The sequence below is a fragment of the Escherichia sp. E10V5 genome, assembly GCF_004212315.1.
In the GTDB taxonomy this organism is placed as follows: domain Bacteria; phylum Pseudomonadota; class Gammaproteobacteria; order Enterobacterales; family Enterobacteriaceae; genus Escherichia.
In genome coordinates, this window is the sequence record NZ_RHJM01000006.1 from 180,466 (window position 1) to 201,685 (window position 21,220).

The 21,220-nt window shown below is 48.3% G+C and carries 20 protein-coding genes and 1 pseudogene; 10 read left to right on the top strand and 11 right to left on the bottom strand.

The features are described from left to right. Positions 1–157: 157 nt before the first annotated feature. A complete protein-coding gene (adhE, locus tag D9738_RS05575; RefSeq protein ID WP_130216022.1) occupies positions 158–2,830 on the bottom strand; it encodes a bifunctional acetaldehyde-CoA/alcohol dehydrogenase in 2,673 nt (890 codons plus the stop codon). Between the two features lie 477 nt (positions 2,831–3,307). On the opposite strand from adhE, the gene ychE reads away from it, so the two are divergent. The 7 genes from ychE to D9738_RS05610 all read left to right on the top strand — a co-directional run bounded on the left by ychE (position 3,308) and on the right by D9738_RS05610 (position 11,164). Beyond that, positions 3,308–3,955, top strand: coding sequence for an NAAT family transporter YchE (gene ychE / locus D9738_RS05580; RefSeq protein ID WP_000616766.1), 648 nt, complete (start codon positions 3,308–3,310; stop codon positions 3,953–3,955). Positions 3,956–4,683: 728 nt separating this feature from the next. Continuing rightward, a complete protein-coding gene (oppA, locus tag D9738_RS05585) occupies positions 4,684–6,315 on the top strand; it encodes an oligopeptide ABC transporter substrate-binding protein OppA (protein ID WP_130259715.1) in 1,632 nt (543 codons plus the stop codon). Positions 6,316–6,400: 85 nt separating this feature from the next. Then, complete coding sequence (oppB, locus tag D9738_RS05590) at positions 6,401–7,321, top strand: oligopeptide ABC transporter permease OppB (protein WP_001516507.1); 921 nt, start codon at positions 6,401–6,403, stop codon at positions 7,319–7,321. Between the two features lie 14 nt (positions 7,322–7,335). Continuing rightward, a complete protein-coding gene (gene oppC, locus D9738_RS05595) occupies positions 7,336–8,244 on the top strand; it encodes an oligopeptide ABC transporter permease OppC (protein WP_000979659.1) in 909 nt (302 codons plus the stop codon). A gap of 11 nt (positions 8,245–8,255) precedes the next feature. Then, complete coding sequence (gene oppD / locus D9738_RS05600) at positions 8,256–9,269, top strand: murein tripeptide/oligopeptide ABC transporter ATP-binding protein OppD (protein WP_130208888.1); 1,014 nt, start codon at positions 8,256–8,258, stop codon at positions 9,267–9,269. Continuing rightward, positions 9,266–10,270, top strand: coding sequence for a murein tripeptide/oligopeptide ABC transporter ATP-binding protein OppF (gene oppF, locus D9738_RS05605; protein ID WP_130259716.1), 1,005 nt, complete (start codon positions 9,266–9,268; stop codon positions 10,268–10,270). Before oppD ends, oppF begins: the two co-directional genes overlap by 4 nt. Before the next feature lie 48 nt (positions 10,271–10,318). Continuing rightward, positions 10,319–11,164 (top strand): potassium channel family protein, encoded by an 846-nt coding sequence (locus D9738_RS05610; protein ID WP_130259717.1) that lies wholly within the window; start codon positions 10,319–10,321, stop codon positions 11,162–11,164. Between the two features lie 55 nt (positions 11,165–11,219). Here the strand turns inward: D9738_RS05610 and D9738_RS05615 are convergent, their stop codons facing one another. Together D9738_RS05615 and cls are read right to left on the bottom strand one after the other, a co-directional pair. Continuing rightward, complete coding sequence (locus D9738_RS05615) at positions 11,220–11,549, bottom strand: HI1450 family dsDNA-mimic protein (protein ID WP_000366958.1); 330 nt, start codon at positions 11,547–11,549, stop codon at positions 11,220–11,222. A gap of 34 nt (positions 11,550–11,583) precedes the next feature. Next, positions 11,584–13,044, bottom strand: coding sequence for a cardiolipin synthase (gene cls, locus D9738_RS05620; protein ID WP_130208884.1), 1,461 nt, complete (start codon positions 13,042–13,044; stop codon positions 11,584–11,586). Between the two features lie 142 nt (positions 13,045–13,186). Here cls and D9738_RS05625 point away from each other — a divergent pair, with 142 nt between their 5' ends. Next, complete coding sequence (locus D9738_RS05625; RefSeq protein ID WP_122983112.1) at positions 13,187–13,360, top strand: YciY family protein; 174 nt, start codon at positions 13,187–13,189, stop codon at positions 13,358–13,360. 54 nt (positions 13,361–13,414) lie between these two features. Here the strand turns inward: D9738_RS05625 and kch are convergent, their stop codons facing one another. Together kch and D9738_RS05635 are read right to left on the bottom strand one after the other, a co-directional pair. Continuing rightward, a complete protein-coding gene (gene kch, locus D9738_RS05630; protein ID WP_130259718.1) occupies positions 13,415–14,668 on the bottom strand; it encodes a voltage-gated potassium channel protein in 1,254 nt (417 codons plus the stop codon). Between the two features lie 302 nt (positions 14,669–14,970). Further along, on the bottom strand, positions 14,971–15,267 hold the full coding sequence (locus D9738_RS05635) for a YciI family protein (RefSeq protein WP_000967596.1): 297 nt from the start codon (positions 15,265–15,267) through the stop codon (positions 14,971–14,973). A 223-nt stretch (positions 15,268–15,490) separates the two neighbouring features. Between D9738_RS05635 and tonB the strand changes: the two genes are divergently transcribed. Beyond that, positions 15,491–16,210: a TonB system transport protein TonB gene (gene tonB, locus D9738_RS05640; protein WP_064528843.1), complete on the top strand. Its 720-nt coding sequence runs from the start codon at positions 15,491–15,493 to the stop codon at positions 16,208–16,210. A 40-nt stretch (positions 16,211–16,250) separates the two neighbouring features. On the opposite strand, the gene yciA is transcribed toward tonB, so the two are convergent. From yciA to D9738_RS25030, 4 genes and pseudogenes are all read right to left on the bottom strand, one after another. Beyond that, positions 16,251–16,649, bottom strand: a complete 399-nt coding sequence (gene yciA, locus D9738_RS05645; protein WP_130208879.1) for an acyl-CoA thioester hydrolase YciA — start codon at positions 16,647–16,649, stop codon at positions 16,251–16,253. A 104-nt stretch (positions 16,650–16,753) separates the two neighbouring features. Next, positions 16,754–17,293: a septation protein A gene (locus tag D9738_RS05650; RefSeq protein WP_000808667.1), complete on the bottom strand. Its 540-nt coding sequence runs from the start codon at positions 17,291–17,293 to the stop codon at positions 16,754–16,756. A gap of 29 nt (positions 17,294–17,322) precedes the next feature. Beyond that, on the bottom strand, positions 17,323–18,066 hold the full coding sequence (locus tag D9738_RS05655) for a YciC family protein (protein ID WP_130208877.1): 744 nt from the start codon (positions 18,064–18,066) through the stop codon (positions 17,323–17,325). Between the two features lie 27 nt (positions 18,067–18,093). Beyond that, positions 18,094–18,308 (bottom strand): annotated as a pseudogene (locus D9738_RS25030) (YkgJ family cysteine cluster protein); the annotation flags it as partial. Between the two features lie 201 nt (positions 18,309–18,509). On the opposite strand from D9738_RS25030, the gene ompW reads away from it, so the two are divergent. Next, positions 18,510–19,163 carry an outer membrane protein OmpW gene (ompW, locus tag D9738_RS05660; protein WP_130259719.1) on the top strand — a complete coding sequence of 218 codons (654 nt, stop codon included), beginning with the start codon at positions 18,510–18,512 and terminating at the stop codon, positions 19,161–19,163. Between the two features lie 50 nt (positions 19,164–19,213). On the opposite strand, the gene trpA is transcribed toward ompW, so the two are convergent. Together trpA and trpB are read right to left on the bottom strand one after the other, a co-directional pair. Beyond that, positions 19,214–20,020 carry a tryptophan synthase subunit alpha gene (gene trpA / locus D9738_RS05665; protein ID WP_130259720.1) on the bottom strand — a complete coding sequence of 269 codons (807 nt, stop codon included), beginning with the start codon at positions 20,018–20,020 and terminating at the stop codon, positions 19,214–19,216. Then, positions 20,020–21,213 carry a tryptophan synthase subunit beta gene (gene trpB, locus D9738_RS05670; protein ID WP_130258918.1) on the bottom strand — a complete coding sequence of 398 codons (1,194 nt, stop codon included), beginning with the start codon at positions 21,211–21,213 and terminating at the stop codon, positions 20,020–20,022. The genes trpA and trpB overlap by 1 nt, the downstream gene beginning before the upstream one ends. Positions 21,214–21,220 lie beyond the last annotated feature (7 nt).

A 21,220-nucleotide genomic window follows, 5' to 3' on the forward strand; every position in this document is an offset into this window, starting at 1 on the left:
TTATTTGTCGACAATCTCGCTTTGTGCTCGTTTTCCGACAATGCAAACATGATGAATTAATACAGCTGGATTATTTGAGTTTACATAGCCGTTCTTTGCCTGAAACAAAAAAACGGCCCCGAATGGGACCGTTTATGATGTTATACAGAGCTACCGATTAAGCGGATTTTTTCGCTTTTTTCTCTGCTTTAGCCGGAGCTGCTTCTTTAGCAACGGTTGCGCCTTCTACGTAATCACGACCGTAGTAGGTGTCCAGCAGAATCTGTTTCAGCTCGGAGATCAGCGGATAACGCGGGTTAGCGCCGGTGCACTGGTCATCGAATGCATCTTCAGACAGTTTATCAACGTTTGCCAGGAAGTCTGCTTCCTGAACGCCAGCTTCACGGATAGATTTCGGAATACCCAGCTCAGCTTTCAGCGTTTCCAGCCATGCCAGCAGTTTCTCGATCTTAGCAGCAGTACGGTCGCCCGGAGCGCTCAGGCCCAGATGGTCTGCAATTTCAGCATAACGACGACGAGCTTGCGGACGGTCGTACTGGCTGAATGCAGTCTGCTTGGTCGGGTTGTCATTCGCGTTGTAGCGGATAACGTTACAAATCAGCAGGGCGTTTGCCAGACCATGCGGAATGTGGAACTGAGAGCCCAGTTTATGTGCCATTGAGTGACATACACCCAAGAAGGCGTTAGCAAACGCGATACCTGCGATAGTTGCCGCACTGTGAACACGTTCACGCGCTACCGGGTTTTTAGACCCTTCGTGGTAGGACGCTGGCAGATATTCTTTCAGCAGTTTCAGCGCCTGCAGAGCCTGACCATCAGAGAACTCAGAAGCCAGTACAGAAACATATGCTTCCATGGCGTGAGTTACTGCGTCCAGACCACCGAAAGCACACAGGGACTTCGGCATATCCATAACCAGGTTGGCGTCAACAATCGCCATATCCGGGGTCAGAGCATAGTCTGCCAGCGGATATTTTTGGCCAGTTGCGTCATCGGTTACAACCGCGAACGGTGTAACTTCAGAACCGGTACCGGAAGTTGTGGTGACTGCGATCATTTTCGCTTTCACGCCCATTTTCGGGAACTTGTAGATACGTTTACGGATGTCCATAAAGCGCAGCGCCAGTTCTTCGAAATGAGTTTCTGGGTGTTCGTACATAACCCACATGATCTTCGCAGCATCCATCGGGGAACCACCACCCAGCGCGATAATCACGTCTGGTTTGAAGGAGTTCGCCAGTTCTGCACCTTTACGAACAATGCTCAGAGTCGGGTCAGCTTCAACTTCGAAGAACACTTCAGTTTCTACGCCAGCTGCTTTCAGTACAGAAGTGATCTGGTCAGCATAGCCGTTGTTGAACAGGAAGCGGTCAGTCACGATGAGCGCACGTTTGTGGCCATCAGTAATCACTTCATCCAGCGCGATTGGCAGAGAGCCACGGCGGAAGTAGATAGATTTCGGAAGTTTGTGCCACAACATGTTTTCAGCTCGCTTAGCAACGGTTTTCTTGTTGATCAGGTGTTTCGGACCAACGTTTTCAGAGATGGAGTTACCACCCCAGGAACCACAACCCAGAGTCAGGGAAGGCGCGAGTTTGAAGTTGTACAGGTCACCGATACCGCCCTGAGAAGCCGGGGTATTGATCAGGATACGGGCAGTTTTCATTTTCTGACCGAAGTAAGAAACGCGTGCCGGCTGGTTATCCTGGTCGGTGTACAGGCAAGATGTGTGACCGATACCGCCCATAGCAACCAGTTTCTCTGCTTTCTCTACCGCATCTTCAAAATCTTTCGCACGGTACATTGCCAGAGTCGGGGACAGTTTTTCATGAGCGAATGGTTCGCTTTCATCAACAACAGTCACTTCACCGATCAGAATCTTAGTGTTTTCTGGTACAGAGAAGCCTGCCAGTTCAGCAATTTTATAAGCTGGCTGACCAACGATAGCTGCGTTCAGTGCGCCATTTTTCAGGATAACGTCCTGAACAGCTTTCAGCTCTTTGCCCTGCAGCATGTAGCCGCCGTGGGTGGCAAAACGCTCACGTACAGCATCATAAACAGAATCAACAACAACAACAGACTGTTCAGAAGCACAAATTACGCCGTTGTCGAAGGTTTTGGACATCAGTACGGATGCAACTGCACGTTTGATATCAGCAGTTTCATCAATAACAACTGGGGTGTTGCCTGCGCCTACGCCGATCGCCGGTTTACCGGAACTGTATGCTGCTTTAACCATGCCTGGACCACCGGTCGCAAGGATCAGGTTAATGTCAGGGTGGTGCATCAATGCGTTGGAGAGTTCAACAGACGGTTGATCGATCCAGCCAATCAGATCTTTTGGTGCACCAGCAGCAATAGCAGCCTGCAGAACGATATCAGCAGCTTTGTTGGTTGCATCTTTAGCACGCGGGTGTGGTGAGAAAATGATGGCGTTACGGGTCTTCAGGCTAATCAGAGATTTGAAGATAGCGGTTGAAGTCGGGTTAGTTGTTGGAACGATACCGCAGATAATACCGATTGGTTCAGCGATAGTGATGGTACCGAAAGTGTCGTCTTCAGACAGAACACCGCAGGTCTTTTCATCTTTGTAGGCGTTATAGATATATTCAGAAGCAAAGTGGTTTTTGATCACTTTATCTTCAACGATACCCATGCCGGATTCGGCAACGGCCATTTTTGCGAGTGGGATTCGAGCATCTGCGGCAGCCAGAGCGGCGGCGCGGAAGATTTTGTCTACTTGCTCTTGAGTGAAACTGGCATATTCACGCTGGGCTTTTTTTACACGCTCTACGAGTGCGTTAAGTTCAGCGACATTAGTAACAGCCATAATGCTCTCCTGATAATGTTAAACTTTTTTAGTAAATCATCTGCTCGAATACGAGAGTATAGTCAGTGCGATGATGATTTGCTTAACCTTTGAAAATCAAAATCTTACTCGTGCTCACACTCACTGTGATTTACTAAAAGAGTTTAAACATTAGAGTCATTTATCTCTAATGCGTCACTTCCAGGTGGCGTAAGCAAGATTACTCACTTCTGGGTACCGATTAAGTGATCCAGATCAAAATTTCGCGAAGCTGACACCTTTCAGCTCCGCTTTTAGCCATAATAGCTAATAGTTAATAAATTGTAGTATTAATTGTTGGCTACCTTAGCATGTTTTGTACGACTAGATAACAATAATGAATGATAGTAATTTTAGATAGTTAGGAGGTGAAAAATGCTGACAAAAGGCGTATTGTCAGCACGTATTTTTACCCTTGTTTAAAGATAACATTATCCGGCTTTTGCTTCGGAGCTAACCGTGATTCAGACACTTTTTGATTTTCCCGTTTATTTTAAGTTTTTCATCGGGTTATTTGCGCTGGTTAACCCGGTAGGGATCATCCCCGTGTTCATCAGTATGACCAGCTATCAGACTGCGGCAGCGAGAAACAAAACAAATCTGACCGCCAACTTGTCTGTAGCCATTATTTTGTGGATCGCACTGTTTCTCGGCGACACGATTCTGCAACTTTTTGGAATATCTATTGATTCGTTCCGCATCGCGGGCGGCATACTGGTCGTGACAATTGCAATGTCGATGATCAGCGGTAAGCTTGGCGAGGATAAACAGAACAAACAAGAAAAATCAGAAACCGCAATTCGTGAAAGCATTGGCGTTGTACCGCTCGCATTACCTCTGATGGCAGGACCAGGGGCAATCAGTTCAACTATCGTATGGGGAACGCGTTATCACAGCATTGGTTATCTGTTCGGTTTTTTTGTAGCAATCGCGTTGTTCGCTTTATGTTGCTGGGGTTTATTCCGCATGGCACCCTGGCTGGTGAGGGTGCTGCGTCAGACTGGCATCAACGTCATTACCCGTATTATGGGGCTCTTGCTAATGGCATTAGGGATTGAATTTATCGTCAACGGTATCAAAGGGATTTTCCCGGGTCTGCTCAATTAATTCCTTTCATATGAAACGGAGTCATGATGCTCCGTTTCTTTCATCATTATTTTTACTGCAAGCCAACGTAGTTAACAAAAGAAATAGATAATTTTATCCCCATTTTACAGATAGTTATAAGACTATCCTTATCTGGCGATCCACAACATCATGTTATTTTCATCACATCATAATCCTGGGCCTTGCTGAAGAATAATTGAAATGATATTAGTAATTCTACTGGCTTTGGCAGAGAAAAGTGCTAAATAGTATTCATTTGTTAAATTATTGTGCGTATTTTCTATCTGGACTATAACCGGAAAAGGCAGTATTGCTTTTTTTAGTTATATCCCTTTGTTTTTAAATTATTTTATTGATTGGATAACGAGGGGTATACGTACTGGTATGGTTAGTAAAAGAGAATTGCGTAACAATTTTGCAAAATGTATTGGCGGGCAAGAAGGGCATTTGATACTTTTCGGCCAACCGTTTGGCGATTTTTATTGGCAATGAGAATGATTTGCGATTAAAAGACGCTGCAAAAAATAATGTGTCTCGACAGGGGAGACACAGTAAGAATCGACATAAGGTGGTCATCTGAATCACCAGAATAAATAAAGTCGGTGATAGCAATTAGTAACGATAAAGCAACCTGGCAGCAAAAAGTCTCCGAGCTGTACAGGTATCCTAATCCGGGATTACACATGCTGGTAAAAACCAGTAATTATAATGAGGGAGTCCAAAACACAATGACCAACATCACCAAGAGAAGTTTAGTGGCAGCAGGCGTTCTGGCTGCGCTTATGGCAGGGAATATCGCACTGGCAGCTGATGTACCCGCAGGAGTCACACTAGCGGAAAAACAAACGCTGGTTCGCAACAATGGTTCTGAAGTTCAGTCATTAGATCCGCACAAAATTGAAGGGGTTCCTGAGTCGAATATCAGCCGTGACCTGTTTGAAGGTTTGCTGGTTAGCGATCTTGATGGTCATCCGGCCCCTGGCGTGGCTGAATCCTGGGATAACAAGGACGCTAAAGTCTGGACGTTCCACCTGCGTAAAGATGCGAAATGGTCTGACGGCATGCCAGTCACGGCACAAGACTTTGTGTATAGCTGGCAACGTTCTGTTGATCCGAACACCGCTTCTCCCTACGCAAGCTACTTACAATACGGGCATATTGCGGGTATTGATGAAATACTGGAAGGGAAGAAACCAATTACCGATCTCGGTGTTAAAGCCCTCGATGACCACACATTAGAAGTCACCTTAAGTGAACCTGTTCCGTACTTCTATAAGTTACTGGTTCACCCATCTACTTCCCCGGTGCCAAAAGCCGCTATTGAGAAATTTGGCGAAAAATGGACCCAGCCAGGCAATATCGTTACTAACGGCGCCTATACATTAAAAGATTGGGTTGTTAACGAACGTATCGTTCTTGAGCGCAGCCCGACCTACTGGAATAACGCTAAAACGGTAATTAACCAGGTGACCTATTTACCGATCGCTTCTGAAGTTACCGATGTTAACCGTTATCGTAGCGGCGAAATCGATATGACTTATAACAACATGCCGATCGAACTGTTCCAGAAACTGAAAAAAGAAATCCCGAACGAAGTTCACGTTGATCCATACCTGTGCACTTACTATTACGAGATTAACAACCAGAAACCGCCATTCAATGATGTGCGTGTGCGTACCGCACTGAAACTGGGTATGGATCGCGATATCATTGTTAATAAAGTCAAAGCGCAGGGCGATATGCCGGCCTATGGTTACACGCCGCCATATACCGATGGCGCAAAACTGACGCAACCAGAATGGTTTGGCTGGAGCCAGGAAAAACGTAACGAAGAAGCGAAAAAACTGCTGGCAGAAGCGGGCTATACCGCAGACAAACCGCTAACGATTAATCTGTTATATAACACGTCCGATCTGCATAAAAAGCTGGCGATTGCCGCCTCTTCACTGTGGAAGAAAAATATCGGCGTGGACGTTAAACTGGTTAACCAGGAATGGAAAACATTCCTCGATACCCGCCACCAGGGTACTTTCGATGTGGCCCGTGCAGGCTGGTGTGCAGACTATAATGAACCAACTTCCTTCCTGAACACCATGCTGTCGAACAGTTCGATGAACACCGCGCATTATAAGAGCCCGGCCTTTGACAGCATTATGGCGGAAACCCTGAAAGCTACAGACGAGGCGCAGCGCACGGCGCTGTACACGAAAGCAGAGCAACAGTTGGATAAAGATTCGGCCATTGTTCCGGTTTATTACTACGTGAACGCGCGTCTGGTAAAACCGTGGGTTGGGGGTTATACCGGTAAAGATCCGTTGGATAATACCTACACCCGAAATATGTACATTGTGAAGCACTAATGGCAATGCGTGGGGCAGGTGTATCCTGCTCCACGGTGTCTGCTTTTTATCGCATTACAGAAGGCACAGGCCAGAAGGTACGGCAATGTTAAAATTTATTCTACGTCGCTGTCTGGAAGCGATTCCGACGCTATTTATTCTTATTACTATTTCGTTCTTTATGATGCGCCTCGCGCCGGGAAGTCCCTTTACCGGCGAACGTACATTACCGCCAGAAGTAATGGCCAATATTGAAGCGAAATATCATCTTAACGATCCCATCATGACGCAGTATTTCAGCTATCTGAAACAACTGGCTCATGGCGATTTCGGCCCTTCATTTAAATATAAAGATTATTCGGTCAATGACCTGGTCGCATCCAGTTTTCCCGTTTCAGCAAAACTGGGCGCTGCTGCATTTTTCCTCGCAGTGGTACTGGGCGTTAGTGCTGGCGTTATTGCCGCATTAAAACAAAACACCAAATGGGACTATACCGTCATGGGATTGGCTATGACGGGAGTGGTTATACCAAGCTTTGTCGTTGCGCCATTATTAGTCATGATATTCGCGATCATTTTGCATTGGCTACCGGGCGGTGGCTGGAATGGTGGGGCGCTGAAATTTATGATCCTGCCGATGGTTGCCTTATCACTGGCTTATATCGCCAGTATTGCGCGTATTACCCGTGGATCAATGATTGAAGTTTTACACTCCAACTTCATTCGTACCGCACGCGCGAAAGGTCTGCCCATGCGGCGCATTATTTTCCGCCACGCATTAAAACCTGCGTTGCTACCGGTACTTTCTTATATGGGACCCGCATTTGTTGGCATTATCACCGGTTCTATGGTTATCGAAACCATTTACGGTTTGCCGGGCATCGGACAATTGTTTGTTAATGGTGCCTTGAACCGTGACTATTCATTGGTGTTAAGCCTGACCATTCTGGTTGGTGCTTTAACCATTTTGTTCAATGCCATTGTCGATGTGCTATATGCGGTTATCGACCCGAAAATCCGTTACTGATACTGGAGCTCGCGATGATGTTAAGTAAGAAAAACAGCGAGACGCTGGAGAATTTCAGTGAAAAGCTGGAGGTCGAAGGCCGCAGTTTATGGCAGGACGCACGTCGACGTTTTATGCATAACCGTGCAGCAGTGGCCAGTCTGATTGTACTGGTGCTTATTGCACTGTTTGTTATCCTGGCGCCGATGCTCTCGCAATTTGCCTATGACGACACCGACTGGGCGATGATGTCCAGCGCCCCGGATATGGAATCTGGCCACTACTTTGGTACCGACTCTTCCGGTCGCGATCTGCTGGTGCGCGTTGCAATTGGTGGGCGCATCTCATTAATGGTTGGTGTTGCTGCAGCACTGGTGGCAGTAGTCGTAGGAACGCTTTATGGTTCACTTTCCGGTTATCTTGGCGGCAAGGTGGATTCCGTAATGATGCGCCTGCTGGAAATCCTCAACTCCTTTCCGTTCATGTTCTTCGTCATTTTGCTGGTGACCTTTTTCGGTCAAAACATCCTGCTGATTTTCGTAGCGATTGGGATGGTTTCCTGGCTGGACATGGCACGTATCGTGCGTGGTCAAACCCTTAGTCTGAAGCGCAAAGAGTTTATTGAGGCGGCACAAGTTGGCGGTGTATCTACGCCCGGCATTGTGATTCGCCACATTGTGCCGAATGTGCTTGGTGTGGTGGTGGTCTATGCCTCTCTGCTGGTGCCCAGCATGATCCTCTTTGAGTCTTTTCTTAGCTTCCTGGGACTGGGTACGCAAGAGCCATTAAGTAGTTGGGGCGCATTGCTCAGTGATGGCGCGAACTCGATGGAAGTCTCTCCATGGTTGCTGCTATTTCCGGCAGGTTTCCTTGTGGTGACACTGTTTTGTTTCAACTTTATCGGCGATGGCTTGCGTGATGCCCTCGACCCGAAAGATCGTTAAGGAGTGCAGCCATGAGCGTAATTGAAACTGCAACCGTGCCGCTCGCACAGCAACAGGCTGACGCACTGCTGAACGTGAAAGATTTGCGAGTGACATTTAGCACCCCGGACGGTGACGTCACGGCGGTCAATGATTTAAATTTTTCCCTGCGTGCCGGGGAAACGCTGGGTATCGTTGGCGAATCTGGCTCCGGTAAGTCGCAAACCGCGTTTGCTTTAATGGGGCTGCTGGCGGCTAACGGACGCATTGGTGGATCGGCAACCTTTAATGGGCGCGAAATCCTCAATCTGCCAGAACGTGAACTTAATAAACTGCGTGCTGAACAAATCTCGATGATTTTTCAGGACCCGATGACCTCGTTAAATCCATACATGCGCGTCGGCGAGCAGTTGATGGAAGTGCTGATGCTGCATAAAGGTATGGGCAAGGCCGAAGCGTTTGAAGAATCGGTACGAATGCTCGATGCGGTGAAAATGCCAGAAGCGCGTAAGCGTATGAAGATGTTTCCTCATGAGTTTTCTGGCGGCATGCGTCAGCGTGTGATGATTGCGATGGCGTTGTTGTGCCGACCTAAATTGCTGATTGCCGATGAACCGACTACTGCGCTGGACGTGACCGTACAGGCGCAGATCATGACGCTATTGAATGAACTGAAACGGGAATTTAATACTGCCATTATCATGATCACCCACGATCTCGGCGTAGTCGCGGGGATCTGTGACAAAGTGCTGGTGATGTACGCTGGGCGCACAATGGAATATGGCAACGCGCGCGATGTCTTTTATGAACCCGTTCATCCTTATTCTATCGGTTTACTCAATGCGGTACCGCGTCTTGATGCGGAAGGTGAAACGATGTTGACCATCCCAGGTAACCCGCCAAACCTGCTACGTTTGCCGAAAGGTTGCCCGTTCCAGCCGCGTTGTCCGTATGCGATGGAGATTTGCAGTAGCGCGCCGCCGCTGGAAGAGTTCACGCCAGGCCGACTGCGTGCCTGCTTTAAACCGGTGGAGGAACTGTTATGAATGCTGTAACCGAAGGAAGAAAAGTCCTCCTCGAAATTGCCGATTTGAAAGTGCACTTTGAGATCAAAGATAGCAAACAGTGGTTCTGGCAACCGCCGAAAACCCTTAAGGCCGTTGATGGTGTGACGCTCAGGTTATATGAAGGGGAAACGTTGGGCGTCGTAGGGGAATCAGGTTGCGGTAAGTCTACCTTTGCTCGCGCTATCATTGGTTTGGTCAAGGCCACCGATGGTCATGTTGCCTGGTTAGGTAAAGAGTTGCTGGGCATGAAGCCCGATGAATGGCGTGCCGTCCGCAGTGATATTCAGATGATTTTCCAGGACCCGTTGGCATCGCTAAACCCGCGTATGACCATCGGCGAGATCATCGCTGAACCGCTGCGTACCTATCATCCGAAAATGTCACGCCATGAAATTCGCGAGCGTGTGAAGGTGATGATGATGAAAGTCGGCTTGCTACCTAACCTGATTAACCGCTATCCGCATGAATTCTCCGGCGGTCAGTGTCAGCGTATCGGGATTGCGCGTGCACTTATTCTTGAACCGAAGCTGATTATCTGCGACGAACCGGTGTCGGCGCTGGACGTGTCAATCCAGGCGCAGGTGGTGAATTTACTCCAGCAGTTGCAACGTGAGATGGGATTGTCATTAATCTTTATCGCTCACGATCTGGCCGTGGTAAAACACATTTCCGATCGCGTGCTGGTGATGTATCTCGGCCATGCGGTAGAGTTGGGGACGTATGATGAGGTTTACCACAATCCGTTGCATCCCTATACCAAAGCATTGATGTCGGCAGTCCCCATTCCAGATCCTGATCTGGAGAAGAACAAATCTATCCAGTTACTGGAAGGGGAATTACCGTCGCCCATCAACCCGCCTTCCGGATGTGTGTTCCGTACCCGTTGCCCGATAGCCGGTCCTGAGTGTGCCAAAACACGCCCGGTGCTGGAAGGCAGTTTCAGACATGCCGTCTCTTGCCTGAAAGTAGACCCATTATAACGTGTTAAGGGCTGGCAGATTGCCGGCCCTTTTTCATGGGAGGTACAGGTGACAGCACATCTTTCAGAGTATCGCCAACGGGTTTATCATTTCCTTTTTGATCAGCATACGAAAACCGGGCGACGCTGCGAGGCGCTATTTGGTTTCCTCGCATTGTTAAGCGTTGGCGCTGTCTTCATAGAATCCGGTATTGGATCGCAATTCCAGCTAACTTACGACGAATGGCATATCTTTGTTTGGGTAGAATTCTTCTTTACTTTTGTCTTCACGATCGAGTATTTCCTGCGAATATTAAGCTGGCCGAATCCGGTACGTTATGTTTTTAGCTTTTGGGGATTTATCGATCTGGCCACCATTTTGCCGCTGTATGTCATCTGGCTATGGCCTGAAATTGGTTTTACTTATTTATTTGCCTGGCGAGCGATGAGAGCGATTCGTGCGTTGCGAATTTTGCGCCTGCTCCGCTTTATGCCTGCCTTAAACAGTCTATGGCGGGCGATAAATAATGCCCGCCATCAGTTGATTCTTTTTTATGCTTTTATTGCCATTGTGATGATCGTCGCTGGGGCGTTAATGTACGCCATAGAAGGTGCATCAAACGAATTTAACTCGCTGGGCACAGCCGTATACTGGGCGATAGTGACGGTAACCACCGTTGGTTATGGTGATATTACACCACATACTGCGGCAGGAAGGATGGTGGCTTCGGTATTAATCTTGATTGGCTACTCAGTCATTGCAATTCCGACGGGGATTATTACTGCGCAACTCACCAGTGAACTTGAACAGACTAAAAAACTTCTCTGTTGTCCTAAATGCAATACCCAACATCATGCACACGATGCGAAGTATTGTCGTATTTGTGGCAATGAACTGGGAGGAGGGGAAAGATAGATGTGTAAAAGGAAGAACGGATGTGACGCAGCTACGTCACATCCGATGGCAAGCGTTATTCCCGCCAGATAATATGGCAAAGTTTGTGATCTTTTTCGCGGCATAACAAAATACGGGCGAAAATATCGTTGATTTCGCCATCTTCACTGTCTGCCAGACCAATCACCACTTCGGCAAAAAAGTCCGGGTTCAAGTCGAAATCAACATGTTCCTGCCAGTCTTCTGCCGGGTCAAATAACTCTGCACCACCGCGCTCTTCAAACTGCAGATTGAACAACAGAACATCAGCCGGATCGAGATTATCAGCGGCCAGTTCAAGAAAAATATCGTAGGCCTGCTCAAGCGTTTCATCTTCAGTCAGGCGATTGTTTAAATCCATATCCATAGTCACTACCTGTTTAATCTCTGTTGGCGACGTTTTACAGCAACGGGCTGAAGAAGTAAAACAGTCGCTCGGCGACACGTTGCCAGAGTGGACGTTTTAACCACAGCCGCGCATCGAGCAGACGCGAACGAGAAATATAGTCGTCCTGAACTGCAGCCAGATCGGCACCAAAACCTTTATCGTCAATAGCCAGCGTGATTTCAAAATTCAGCCACAGACTACGCATGTCGAGGTTAACGGTGCCAACCAGACTTAATTCGCCATCGACCAGCACGCTCTTGGTATGCAGTAACCCACCTTCAAACTGATAAATCTTAACCCCAGCAGCAAGTAGTTCTGTAAAGAATGCGCGACTGGCCCAGCCTACCAGCATTGAGTCATTTTTCCTCGGCAAAATAATACTGACATCAACCCCGCGTTGCGCCGCCGTGCAGATTGCGTGAAGTAAGTCATCGCTGGGGACGAAGTAGGGCGTCGTCATGATTAAATATTCACGAGCTGAATAAGCTGCAGTCAGCAAAGCCTGATGAATCAGGTCTTCCGGGAATCCCGGGCCGGAAGCGATGGTATGAATCGTATGACCGCTGGCCTGCTCGAACGGCATAATATTGACATCAGGCGGTGGTGGTAAAATACGTTTTCCCGTCTCAATCTCCCAGTCGCAAGAGTAGATAATTCCCATCGCGGTGGCGATAGGGCCTTCCATGCGAGCCATCAGATCAATCCATTGTCCTACGCCCGCATCCTGTTTGAAGAAGCGCGGATCGACCATATTCATGCTGCCGGTGTAGGCAATGTAGTTATCGATCATGATCATCTTGCGGTGCTGGCGCAGGTCCATGCGGCGTAAGAATACGCGCATCAGGTTAACCTTTAAGGACTCGACCACTTCGATACCGGCATTTCGCATTAACTCTGGCCACGGGCTACGGAAAAAAGCAACACTCCCCGCAGAGTCGAGCATTAATCGGCAATGAATACCGCGTCGTGCGGCGGCCATCAAAGATTCTGCCACCTGGTCTGCCATACCGCCTGGTTGCCAGATATAAAACACCATCTCAATGTTATGGCGAGCGAGTTGAATGTCGCGGATTAACGCCTGCATCACATCATCAGACTCGGTCATCAGTTGCAGCTGATTACCCTTGACCCCGGCGATCCCCTGACGACGCTCGCAGAGCTTGAATAACGGTCCAGCGACGCTGCTATTTTCTTCCGCAAAAATATGCTTACAGGCTTTAAGATCGTTAAGCCATTTCGCCGTGGAAGGCCACATCGCTCTGGCGCGTTCGGCGCGGCGTTTGCCTAAGTGGAGTTCGCCAACAGCCAGATAAGCAATAATTCCGACCAACGGCAGAATGTAAATGATCAACAGCCAGGCCATGGCGGAGGGAACTGCGCGTCGTTTCATTAGAATGCGTAAAGTTACGCCTGCAATGAGCAACCAGTATCCCAGAATGGCCAACCAACTCACCAACGTATAAACGGTTGTCATAGATTAGAAATCCTTTTGAAAGCGCATTGTTATGAGTTTACGCATATGGATTCATCTGGCAAATAAAAACGCGTTAAAAGCACTGGTCAGCGTCGGGACCGGGGGTATAATGACCGCTCTGTTATTGCATAGAGTAGTTAACATGAAGCGGAGTAGAACGGAAGTGGGGCGCTGGCGCATGCAGCGTCAGGCTAGCCGACGGAAATCGCGTTGGCTTGAGGGGCAGTCACGCCGAAATATGCGTATCCACAGCATCAGGAAGTGCCTTCTAAACAAACAGCGAAACTCGTTATTGTTTGCGATCTACAATATCTAAATGTTCTGGGCACCAACGCGGTGCCCATTAAGATTATCTTCCCGCCGTTAAAATCTATTTTTGCGCAGATTCATTGTTGTCAGTTTTGGTTTCGTCGTCATTGTTATCGCTGAAAATGCCATGCCCGGAATTCAGCAACATCGAGACGAGCATATCATTATTAATTTCTTCCCCATTGAGAATACGCGCCAGTATCTCGCTACCAAATAGCTGCGGTGAAAGAATAATATCCGGATGCACCATCTTAATCTTATTCAGGTTTTTGCTATCACTGACGGCAAGCACGGTTTTAACATCTTTGCTCATATCTTTCGCCGACAGAACGACAAAAGCATTATCGGCGTCATTATCACTTAACGCCAGAATAGCTCGACAGTGATCAATTCCCGCTTTTTTTAGTACTGAACTGTCATTGCTGTCACCGGGGATAACATCGGCATTGTCACCGAGTCTTTGTTCAAGCTGTTTTATGTCATCCTCTGGCAGGTTGCTGATAACCGTGACGTTTTGTCCGCGTTGATTCAGTTGCAGAATCGTGTTGATTGCCAGAATGGAATGCCCGCAAACAATAAAGTGATCTTTACGATGCATTGTATGATTGTTTCCTTTCACAAGTTTATTGAATCCTCCGCGGATAAGCGGGCCGAAAATCGAGGTCATGGAGGTGGCAAAAACGGTAATACCGGAAATAATGACCGAAATAGTAAACAGGCGCGCTGATTCAGAAACCGGGACGATATCGCCGTAGCCCACGGTTGACATAGTTTCTATCGAAAAATAGAACGCGGTCATTAGACTCTCTATTCGCGGATTAAAACCTTCGCTTAAATAAAGTGCGCCGTAGGTAGAGTAAAACAGTAACGTCGTAAAACTAATAAAAGCAAAAATTGTCCCGGCCGCAGCACTACTGTGAGAGAAGTCTTTACGCAGCACCAACAAAATTATCAAGGTAAAGATGCAAAAACCAATGCTGAATTTCAGCCAGGGATAAAAGTGCAGGGTGTAAATCAGCGTTATCAGCAATAAAATGATACTGATAGCCCATGCCAGCTTTGCCCGAAATAGCAAGCCGATCGAGTTCAAAACAAGAAAGACGCCGAGCATAAACAGTGGCGCATTGGCCAGCAAGGAGAGGTCAAGTTCTGAAAACGCCTGGATATGGAAAATATCGAGCAGATTGACCGACATGCCATAAATTGTTTTGAAAATAAGCAATCCATTTGAAAGGACCGCCAGCGCGATAACATCGTGCCGCAGGGTCACCCATAAATTTACCGCTGTTTGCTTGAATGTAGCCCAGTGACTCACTGATACCTCTGTAACCACAATTTTGTTTAATTATCTTCACGCGTACAGAATGTGAAAAACATGCGGCACGTGAATGTGTTAAACCATAGTAGATGACTTTATCCGCAGCAATCAAAGGTTTTGATTGATCAAAACCGAATCAGGCAGAGAAATTTTGTCATTTTTAGACGGAGATGCCGAGGGTATATAGGGAGATACAGATAAAGTTATTATCTGTTTGTGGTGGTGGATTGGGGGTATCGGTAAATATAAAGTAAAAACAAGAGCACGGTTTCTGTCACCGCGCCCCTGGATGTTGATATTCAGAACACTTTCTTAAAGGGTTTCACGGAAACTTGCTCATAGACTCCCGCAGCCACGTATGGATCGGCATCTGCCCAGGCCTGGGCTGCTTCCAGCGATTCAAATTCAGCAATAACGGTTGAGCCAGTAAATCCTGCGGCGCCTGGATCGTTACTGTCTACCGCTGGCATTGGACCGGCGGTCAGCAGACGCCCTTCATCATGCAGTAACTGCAAACGTGCTAAATGTGCCGGACGAACGGAAAGGCGCTTTTCGAGGCTATCGGCTTTGTCTTGAGCGTAAATAACATACAACACGGGCACAACTCCTTGTTCGGAAAAGTTATAAAGTACGTTATTTGAAAGGGCGAAGATCTGCAACGGAAAGATGATGTCTTTGTTAAGGCGTCACTAAAAGTAAGGTTAATAGCGCCAAAAATTGCGTTTTCACTGATCCTGATCGCCTTGCCTTATTGAATATGATTGCTATTTGCATTTAAAATCGAGGCCTGGTTTTTTTACTGAAACGATTATGACTTCAATGACCCTTGATTTACCTCGCCGCTTCCCCTGGCCGACGTTACTTTCGGTCTGCATTCATGGTGCTGTTGTGGCGGGTCTACTCTATACCTCGGTACATCAGGTTATTGAACTACCTGCGCCCGCGCAGCCGATTTCTGTCACCATGGTTGCCCCGGCCGAACTTGAGCCGCCACAAGCCGTTCAACCGCCGCCGGAACCAGTGGTGGAGCCAGAACCGGAGCCTGAGCCGATACCAGAACCGCCAAAAGAAGCACCGGTAGTCATTGAAAAGCCGAAGCCGAAACCTAAGCCAAAACCGAAGCCGGTGAAAAAGGTACAGGAGCAGCCGAAACGCGATGTCAAACCGGTAGAGTCACGTCCGGCGTCACCGTTTGAAAATACGGCACCTGCTCGCCCAACATCAAGTACGGCAACGGCTGCAACCAGCAAACCGGTCACAAGTGTCGCGTCTGGTCCACGGGCATTAAGCCGTAATCAGCCGCAGTATCCGGCGCGCGCGCAGGCACTACGCATTGAAGGGCAGGTTAAAGTTAAATTTGACGTCACACCGGATGGTCGCGTGGATAACGTACAAATTCTTTCAGCCAAACCGGCGAACATGTTTGAGCGCGAAGTGAAAAACGCGATGCGCAGATGGCGTTATGAGCCGGGCAAACCTGGAAGTGGGATTGTGGTGAATATCCTGTTTAAAATTAACGGCACCACCGAAATTCAATAAACAGAAAATCAAAAGCCTCCAACTTGGAGGCTTTTGACTATTACTCTACAGGTAAGGCACGAGGCTTTCCTTCAGGGTCGACGGCAACATACTTAAATAACGCTTCCGTCGCTTTATAGCGCTGCCCAATCGGTTCAGACGCCACTTTTTTCACCCATACTTCAATATTAATGCTGACTGATGTCGTCCCTTTTTGGAGACAGCGCGCATAGCAGCACACCACATCACCAACCGCAACTGGCCGTAAGAAAGTCATTCCTTCAACCCGCACGGTCACGACGCGACCGTGGGCAATTTCTTTTGCCAGAATGGCACCGCCAATATCCATCTGCGACATCAACCAACCACCAAAGATATCGCCATTGGCATTGGTATCGGCAGGCATGGCTAAAGTACGTAAAACAAGATCGCCCTGAGGGACGTTAGGTGTTGTAGACATGGTAAAACCGACATAAAAGGAAAATCACAGGCGCGATGCTACTATGATTTTCCAAATGAGAACAGAGGATATGCAGCGCCGGCCCCGAAGGGCCGGCAGACAGATTATGATTTATCTTCCTGCGGCATATGGCGGTAGATATAAATACCGCTTAACAGTGTGAAGATTAAGGTGAGGGCGGTCAGACCGAACACTTTGAAGTTGACCCAAATATTTTGCGGTAGCCAGAATGCGATGTAGATATTCGCCAGACCACAAAGAATAAAGAAGACTGCCCAAGCCAGGTTCAGCTTCGACCATACTGGCTGCGGTAGAGTGAGTTCTTTACCCAGCATCCGCTGAATCAGCGGTTTTTTCATTACCCATTGGCTAACCAACAAAGCACCGGCAAACAGAGCGTAGATGACGGTGACCTTCCATTTAATAAACTCATCATTGTGGAAGAACAGCGTCAGACCACCGAAAACGACCACCAGAACAAAGGTGATCAGGGCCATCTTCTCAACTTTCCGGAAGCGAACCCAGCTATAAATAAGCACAATTGCCGTGGCGACGATGAGCGCCGCAGTTGCCGCATAGATGTCATAAATTTTGTAGAACGCGAAGAAGACAACCAGCGGTAAAAAATCAAGAAACTGCTTCATTTTACGATTCCGTAATCAAATACTTCAGGTTATTGGCGAATCAACATGTACAGGCGGAACAGATAGATAAGCAATACGGCTGAAATCAGGTTGCTTAAAGTATTCGCCAGTACGGCACCAATTTCCGGGGTTAATGCGGCAAACGAAGAGGCAAACAGCAGCAACAGTGTTTTTGCCAGTAACCAGCTTAGTACTGCAGGTGCCACCAGACGCATATTCGCCCATGTCAGCCGCATACTGCTGCGCATAGAGGCGAAAACGCCCATTTTATCCTGCACCAACATCACCGGCGCCAGTGCCAGTAAAATGGCCATTAAAATCCCCGGAACGACCACCAGCATGATGCCAATCTGTACTAAAAGGGTAGTCAGAAAAATCAGAATAAATAACTTTGGCAATATCGGCGCACTGGCACCAATAGCGCGTAGCGCACTGACTCTCTGACCCGCAGACACCAGTTGGATGATTAATATTACGCCTCCGGCGAGTATGGCGTTACCGATTAATCCTGAAAAAGTGGACGCAGCGGAAGCACGCAGCAAAATTTGTTGCTGTTCCGGGGACATATTTTGCACCAGATCGAACAACCCACCGCCGCCACTAACGGGCGCGCCGTCATTGAGCTGCGCAAGCTGTGCGTCACTGGGTGAGAAAACATGTCCTAACACCACTGTGATAAATGCACAAAGCAACGATACCAACAGAATGGTCATAAATTGATTACGGAAGAAATTTCCGGTGTCACGGTATACGGACTGCGCCGTGATAGACATGCACTCTCCTTGAGTTTTATGCAGGTGTTAATTAGCGGGCAATTGTACCCTGGTTATCCCTTCAGTGGCAGCATCACGACTTGTATGGAAAAGCATATCTTTGTAAAGCGCAGGTAATCCACAGCGTGCGTGGGTGCGATCACAGGATCCATTGCTTTCTCCAGACACGACAAATTCCTGACAAGCAGAAGGGCTGTTTGCATAAATACCGCAACTTACCGCCTGCTTAAAAGGCCAATAAGGTAGCAAAAGAATACTTTCGGAGATGGAAAGCATTCAAATTGATTTGAATCATGTTAACCAGGATTTGCGATACAACTTCTAAATTAATCCAGATCAATAAATGGTCATTTAGCGAATGCAATGTGATCTATGTAGGATCATTTGTTACTCCAATGTAGGTATATTCGTCACGTTTTTATAACCATAACGACGGAGCGAACATGAAAAAATTAACAGTGGCGGCATTGGCAGTCAGTACACTTCTCTCTGGTAGCGTCTATGCTCACGAAGCAGGCGAGTTCTTTATTCGTGCAGGTTCGGCAACGGTACGTCCAACGGAAGGCGCGGATGGAACTCTGGGAAGCCTGGGTGGCTTTAGCGTGACCAATAACACCCAACTGGGCCTGACCTTCACCTATATGGCGACTGATAACATTGGTGTGGAATTGCTGGCGGCATCTCCGTTTCGTCATAAGGTTGGCACAGCCACAACCGGGGATATTGCGACAGTCCACCATTTACCGCCAACACTGATGGCACAATGGTATTTTGGCGATTCCGGCAGTAAATTCCGTCCTTACATTGGTGCGGGTATTAACTACACCACCTTTTTTAATAATGACTTCAATGACACCGGTGAAGGTCTTGGTTTATCCGACCTTAGTCTGAAGGATTCATGGGGCGTGGCGGGACAAGTAGGTGTGGATTATCTCATCAACCGTGACTGGTTGCTTAATATGTCGGTCTGGTACATGGATATCGACACTGAGGTGAAATATAAATCCAATGGCGCAGTGCTGCCTGCAGGACGCTATTCTGACAACGTACGCCTCGACCCGTGGGTATTTATGTTCTCTGCGGGTTACCGCTTCTAATTTTTTACCATCAATAAACCGCCAGATGTTTTCTGGCGGTTTGTCTCAAATTAACTTCGTGTAGCTGCTTTCATCGGTTGTACAAAAGCTTTCAGTGCTTCCAGCATTTTTTCTGGCTCATTAATATGTTGCTCGATGATTTTTACAATTGCCGAACCAGAAATCGCGCCTGCGGCCCCTGCATCAATCGCTGCTTTTACCTGTTCCGGTGCTGAAATGCCAAAGCCCTGCAATGGAGGCGCGGCATTGTATTCTTTCAGCTTCGTGACCAGATGATTGAGTGGTAATGCCGCGCGGTTTTCCGCTCCGGTTACGCCCGCACGCGACAGCAAATAGGTGTAACCACGACCGTAAGAGGCTATCTGGCGCAGCAAATCATCGTCGGCATTCGGCGGGCAGATAAAGATCGGCGCGACATTATGACGCAACGCGGCCTGGCGGAAGGGCGCAGACTCTTCCACTGGCACGTCGGCAACCAGCACCGAATCGACGCCGACTTTTTCACATTGAGCGTAAAACTCATCAATGCCTTTGTTAAACACCAGGTTGGCGTACATTAGCAGGCCAACAGGAATGGTCGGATGTTTTTGACGAATCAGTGCCAGCATCTCAAAACATTGTGCCGGGGTCACACCTGCCGCAAAAGCACGCAGTGTGGCGTTTTGAATGGTCGGGCCATCTGCCAGCGGGTCGGAGAAGGGGATGCCTAGCTCCAAAGCATCAGCACCTGCTTCGATCAACGTATCGATAATTTTCAGCGACTGCTCAATGCCCGGATCACCGAGGGTGACGAAAGGAACAAATGCGCCTTCTTTGCGCTCCTTCAACTGGGCAAACAGAGATTCGTAGCGTTCCATCAGATTTCCCCTCGTGCTTTCAAAATATCGTGAACGGTGAAGATGTCTTTATCGCCGCGACCGGAAAGGTTAACCACTAGTAGCTGCTCTTTTTCTGGGTTTTCGCGCATCATTTTCAGCGCATGGGCCAGGGCGTGGGAGGACTCCAGCGCCGGGATAATCCCTTCGTGCAGGCACAGCGTTTTAAAGGCTTCCAGCGCTTCATCATCGGTAATCGACACGTAATCAGCGCGACCGATGCTGTTGAGATACGCATGTTGTGGGCCAACGGACGGGAAATCCAGTCCGGCAGAGATGGAGTAAGATTCTTCAATTTGCCCGTCTTCGGTCTGCATCATCGGTGCTTTCATGCCGAAATAGATGCCTACGCGACCATGTTTCAACGGTGCGCCATGTTCGCCGGTTTCGATGCCGTGACCGCCTGGCTCCACGCCAATCAGGCCGACATTGGTTTCGTTGATGAAATCAGCAAACATGCCGATGGCATTCGAACCGCCGCCAACACAGGCGATAACAGCATCCGGCAGGCGACCTTCTCTTTCCAGAATCTGTGCTTTCGTTTCTTCGCCAATCATCCGCTGAAACTCACGCACAATGGTCGGATAAGGATGCGGGCCAGCTGCGGTACCCAGCATATAGTGCGCGGTTTCGTAACTACCGGACCAGTCGCGCAGCGCCTCGTTACAGGCATCTTTCAGCGTCGCGGAACCGCTATGCACCGGGATCACTTCCGCACCCATTAAGCGCATACGAAAAACGTTAGGCGACTGGCGTTCAACGTCTTTGGCACCCATATAAATACGGCATTTCAGGCCGAGCAGGGCGCTGGCAAGGGCCGACGCCACACCATGCTGACCGGCTCCGGTTTCGGCGATGATTTCGGTTTTACCCATCCGCTTCGCCAGCAAAGCCTGGCCCAGAACCTGGTTGGTTTTATGTGCGCCGCCGTGCAATAAATCTTCGCGCTTCAGATACAGCGTGGTGTTCGTCCCGGCTGTAATGTTCTGGCATTTGGTCAGCGCGGTTGGGCGCCCGGCATAGTTTTTCAGCAGGTCGTTGAACTGGGCCTGAAATTCAGGATCTTTTTGCGCGCTGACAAAAGCTTCTTCCAGCTGGCGCAGAGCAGGCATCAGGATTTGTGGCACGTACATGCCGCCAAACTCACCAAAATACGGGTTAAGTAATGTTGTCATTGTTCCT

What these genes read in the sequence shown, in the direction of transcription:
- adhE (WP_130216022.1), bottom strand. Translation starts at nt 2,830, where the DNA reads ATGGCTGTTACTAATGTCGCTGAACTTAACGCACTCGTAGAGCGTGTA.
- oppA (WP_130259715.1), top strand. Translation starts at nt 4,684, where the DNA reads ATGACCAACATCACCAAGAGAAGTTTAGTGGCAGCAGGCGTTCTGGCT.
- oppB (WP_001516507.1), top strand. Translation starts at nt 6,401, where the DNA reads ATGTTAAAATTTATTCTACGTCGCTGTCTGGAAGCGATTCCGACGCTA.
- oppC (WP_000979659.1), top strand. Translation starts at nt 7,336, where the DNA reads ATGATGTTAAGTAAGAAAAACAGCGAGACGCTGGAGAATTTCAGTGAA.
- oppD (WP_130208888.1), top strand. Translation starts at nt 8,256, where the DNA reads ATGAGCGTAATTGAAACTGCAACCGTGCCGCTCGCACAGCAACAGGCT.
- oppF (WP_130259716.1), top strand. Translation starts at nt 9,266, where the DNA reads ATGAATGCTGTAACCGAAGGAAGAAAAGTCCTCCTCGAAATTGCCGAT.
- D9738_RS05615 (WP_000366958.1), bottom strand. Translation starts at nt 11,549, where the DNA reads ATGGATATGGATTTAAACAATCGCCTGACTGAAGATGAAACGCTTGAG.
- cls (WP_130208884.1), bottom strand. Translation starts at nt 13,044, where the DNA reads ATGACAACCGTTTATACGTTGGTGAGTTGGTTGGCCATTCTGGGATAC.
- D9738_RS05625 (WP_122983112.1), top strand. Translation starts at nt 13,187, where the DNA reads ATGAAGCGGAGTAGAACGGAAGTGGGGCGCTGGCGCATGCAGCGTCAG.
- tonB (WP_064528843.1), top strand. Translation starts at nt 15,491, where the DNA reads ATGACCCTTGATTTACCTCGCCGCTTCCCCTGGCCGACGTTACTTTCG.
- yciA (WP_130208879.1), bottom strand. Translation starts at nt 16,649, where the DNA reads ATGTCTACAACACCTAACGTCCCTCAGGGCGATCTTGTTTTACGTACT.
- D9738_RS05650 (WP_000808667.1), bottom strand. Translation starts at nt 17,293, where the DNA reads ATGAAGCAGTTTCTTGATTTTTTACCGCTGGTTGTCTTCTTCGCGTTC.
- D9738_RS05655 (WP_130208877.1), bottom strand. Translation starts at nt 18,066, where the DNA reads ATGTCTATCACGGCGCAGTCCGTATACCGTGACACCGGAAATTTCTTC.
- ompW (WP_130259719.1), top strand. Translation starts at nt 18,510, where the DNA reads ATGAAAAAATTAACAGTGGCGGCATTGGCAGTCAGTACACTTCTCTCT.
- trpA (WP_130259720.1), bottom strand. Translation starts at nt 20,020, where the DNA reads ATGGAACGCTACGAATCTCTGTTTGCCCAGTTGAAGGAGCGCAAAGAA.
- trpB (WP_130258918.1), bottom strand. Translation starts at nt 21,213, where the DNA reads ATGACAACATTACTTAACCCGTATTTTGGTGAGTTTGGCGGCATGTAC.